2 protein-coding genes are annotated in these 2,921 nt (G+C 70.7%); one reads left to right on the top strand and one right to left on the bottom strand.

The features are described from left to right. The first annotated feature begins 92 nt into the window (after positions 1-92). Positions 93-1,598: a M4 family metallopeptidase gene (locus ACJA3G_RS34240; protein WP_406556929.1), complete on the top strand. Its 1,506-nt coding sequence runs from the start codon at positions 93-95 to the stop codon at positions 1,596-1,598. A gap of 27 nt (positions 1,599-1,625) precedes the next feature. Here ACJA3G_RS34240 and ACJA3G_RS34245 read toward each other — a convergent pair. After that, on the bottom strand, positions 1,626-2,921 hold a 1,296-nt coding region (locus ACJA3G_RS34245), incomplete at its 5' end, for a M1 family metallopeptidase (RefSeq protein WP_406556928.1).

Consider the following 2,921-nt stretch of genomic DNA (forward strand, 5'->3'; position numbering starts at 1 on the left):
ACCGCGCACCCCCACCGCGCAATGGATCGAGTGAAGGAGACCCCTCCGTGCAAACTTCCCTGCGTGCCGCCGCACTTGCCGCCACCGCCGCCATGGTCGTCGTCGGCGTCCAGTCCGGCACCAGCGCCGGAGCCGCCGACCGCGAGGCGGGCGCGAGCGCCCGCGTGCTCGGTGTGGCCGAGCGCGCCGACGCACTCCAGGCCGCCCAGGCCGCCGCGCCCGCCGCCGCCCACCGGATCGGCCTCGGCGCCAAGGAGGCGCTCGTCGTACGGGACGTCATCAAGGACGTGGACGGCACCGTCCACACCCGCTACGAGCGCACCTACGAGGGCCTGCCCGTCCTCGGCGGCGACCTCGTCGTCCACGCCAAGAAGGACGGCGGCGTCAAGGGCGTCAGCAGGAGCACCGACGCCCGGATATCCGTCGCCACCTCGGGCGCCTCGCTCAAGGCCGCCCCCGCCCACGCCCGCAAGGTCGTCTGGGCCGCGAGCGGCAAGCCCGTCCTGGCGTACGAGGCCGTCCTCACCGGCACCCAGCGCGACGGCACCCCCAGCGAGCGCCACGTCATCACCGACGCCGCGACCGGCGCCGAGCTCTACTCGTACGAGGCCATCGACACCGGGACCGGCACCAGCGAGTACTCCGGCAAGGTCACCCTCGGCACCTCCAAGTCCGGCACCACGTACAGCCTGACGGACGCGGGGCGCGGCGGGCACAAGACGTACGACCTCAAGCACGGCTCCTCCGGCACCGGCACCCTCTTCACCAAGTCGGTGGACACCTGGGGCGACGGCACCCCGCAGAACCGCGAGACCGCCGGTGTGGACGCGCACTACGGCGCCGCGGTGACCTGGGACTTCTACAAGGCCGAGCTCAACCGCAACGGCATCGCGGGCAACGGCAAGGCCGCGTACTCCCGCGTCCACTACGGCAACGCGTACGTCAACGCCTTCTGGGACGACAGCTGCTTCTGCATGACGTACGGCGACGGCGCGAACAACCTCAAGCCGCTCACCGCGCTCGACGTCGCCGGCCACGAGATGAGCCACGGCCTGACCGCCGCCACCGCCAAGCTCAACTACAGCAAGGAGTCCGGCGGGCTCAACGAGGGCACCAGCGACATCTTCGGCACCTCGGTGGAGTTCTTCGCCAACAACGCGTCCGACCCCGGTGACTACCTCATCGGCGAGAAGATCGACATCCGGGGCAACGGCACCCCGCTGCGCTACATGGACAAGCCGAGCAAGGACGGCCAGTCGGCGGACTACTGGTCGAGCACGGTCGGCAACAAGGACGTGCACTACTCGTCCGGCGTCGCCAACCACTTCTTCTACCTGCTGTCCGAGGGCAGCGGCGCGAAGGTCATCAACGGGGTGAGCTACAACTCCCCGACCTCCGACGGTTCCAAGGTCACCGGCATCGGGCGGACCAAGGCGTACAAGATCTGGTACAAGGCGCTGTCCACGTACATGACGTCGACGACCAACTACGCCAAGGCGCGCACCACGACCCTCCAGGCGGCGGCCGACCTCTACGGGGCGAGCAGCACCGAGTACAAGACGGTGGCGGCTGCCTGGACCGCCGTCAACGTGAAGTGACACACCGCTAGGCCGGTCCACCCGGCTCTACGGGGACTCGGGCCTGCCCTCCCCGTAGAGCCAGGTGTTCCACAGCTCCGTCAGGTCCTTGCCGGACTCCTCCGTCATGAAGCGGGTGAAGTCCTCGGTGGAGGCGTTGGCGTGCCGGTACCGCTTCGTCCAGCCCTGTACGAGGCCGTAGAACGCCTCGTCCCCGACCGCCCGGCGGAGCTGGTGGACCACCATCGCCCCGCGCTCGTACACCGGCCGGTCCGAGATCCGGGCGGCCGTCGGCGGCTCGGCGGGCGGGAAGTCCCACACCTGGTCGTCGGCCCCCTTGGCGTACGTCTCGTCGAAGTACGCCTGGGCGGACCTGCCGCCGTGGTCCTCGCTCCACAGCCACTCCGCGTAGGTCGCGAAGCCCTCGTTGAGCCACATGTCCTGCCACCGCCGGGGCGTCACCGAGTCGCCGAACCACTGGTGGGCGAGCTCGTGGACGAGTGTCGTGGTGTCGAGCTGGTCGGCGGGGATCACCGGCCGGTTCTGGGTCTCCAGGGCGTACTCGGCCGACCCCTCGGGCGCCACGATCACACCGGCGGAGGAGAAGGGGTAGGGCCCGAAGTTCTCCTTGCCCCAGGCGAGGATCTCCGGAAGCTGCCCGACCACCTCGGCGGACTCCTTCTCCGCGTCCCGGTCGACCGCCGTGCGGACGGGCAGTCCCGCTGCCGTGGTGACCGGCTTGAGTTCGTACCGGCCGATCGCCACCGTCGCCAGATAGCTCGCCATCGGCTCACCGGTGTGCCAGGTGAAGGTGGTGCGCCCGTTCTTCGTGACCGTCGACGCGAGCTCGCCGTTGGAGACCGCCGTCAGCCCCTCGGGCACGGTGACCGCCAGGTCGTACGTGGCCTTGTCGGCAGGGTGGTTGTTCGACGGGAACCAGGTCATCGATCCGGCGGGCTCGCCGAGCGCCAGCGCGCCGCCGTCGGCGGTCCGCAGCCAGCCCTCGTGCGAGCCGTCCTGATCGGTGAGGGCCCTGGGGGTCCCCGAGTAGGTCACGCTCGTACGGAACCGCTCCCCCTCGCGGATGTCGTCCGCCGGGCGCAGGGTCAGCTCGTTGCCCGCCCGGTTGGCGTCCGCGCGCTCACCGCCGACCGTCGCGGAGGTGACCTCCGGCCCCGCGAAGTCGAGGTTGAAGGCGCTGAGGTCACGGGTGGCGCGGGCGTCGAGGGTGACGCGGCCGGTGAGGTGGTCGCGGGCCGGGTCGTAGTCGAGGACGACGCTGTAGTGCTCGGCGTCGTAGCCGCCGTTGCCCAGCTTGGGGAAGAGCCCGTCCCGCAGCCCCGC

Source organism: Streptomyces sp. YS-3, assembly GCF_045257485.1.
In the GTDB taxonomy this organism is placed as follows: domain Bacteria; phylum Actinomycetota; class Actinomycetes; order Streptomycetales; family Streptomycetaceae; genus Streptomyces.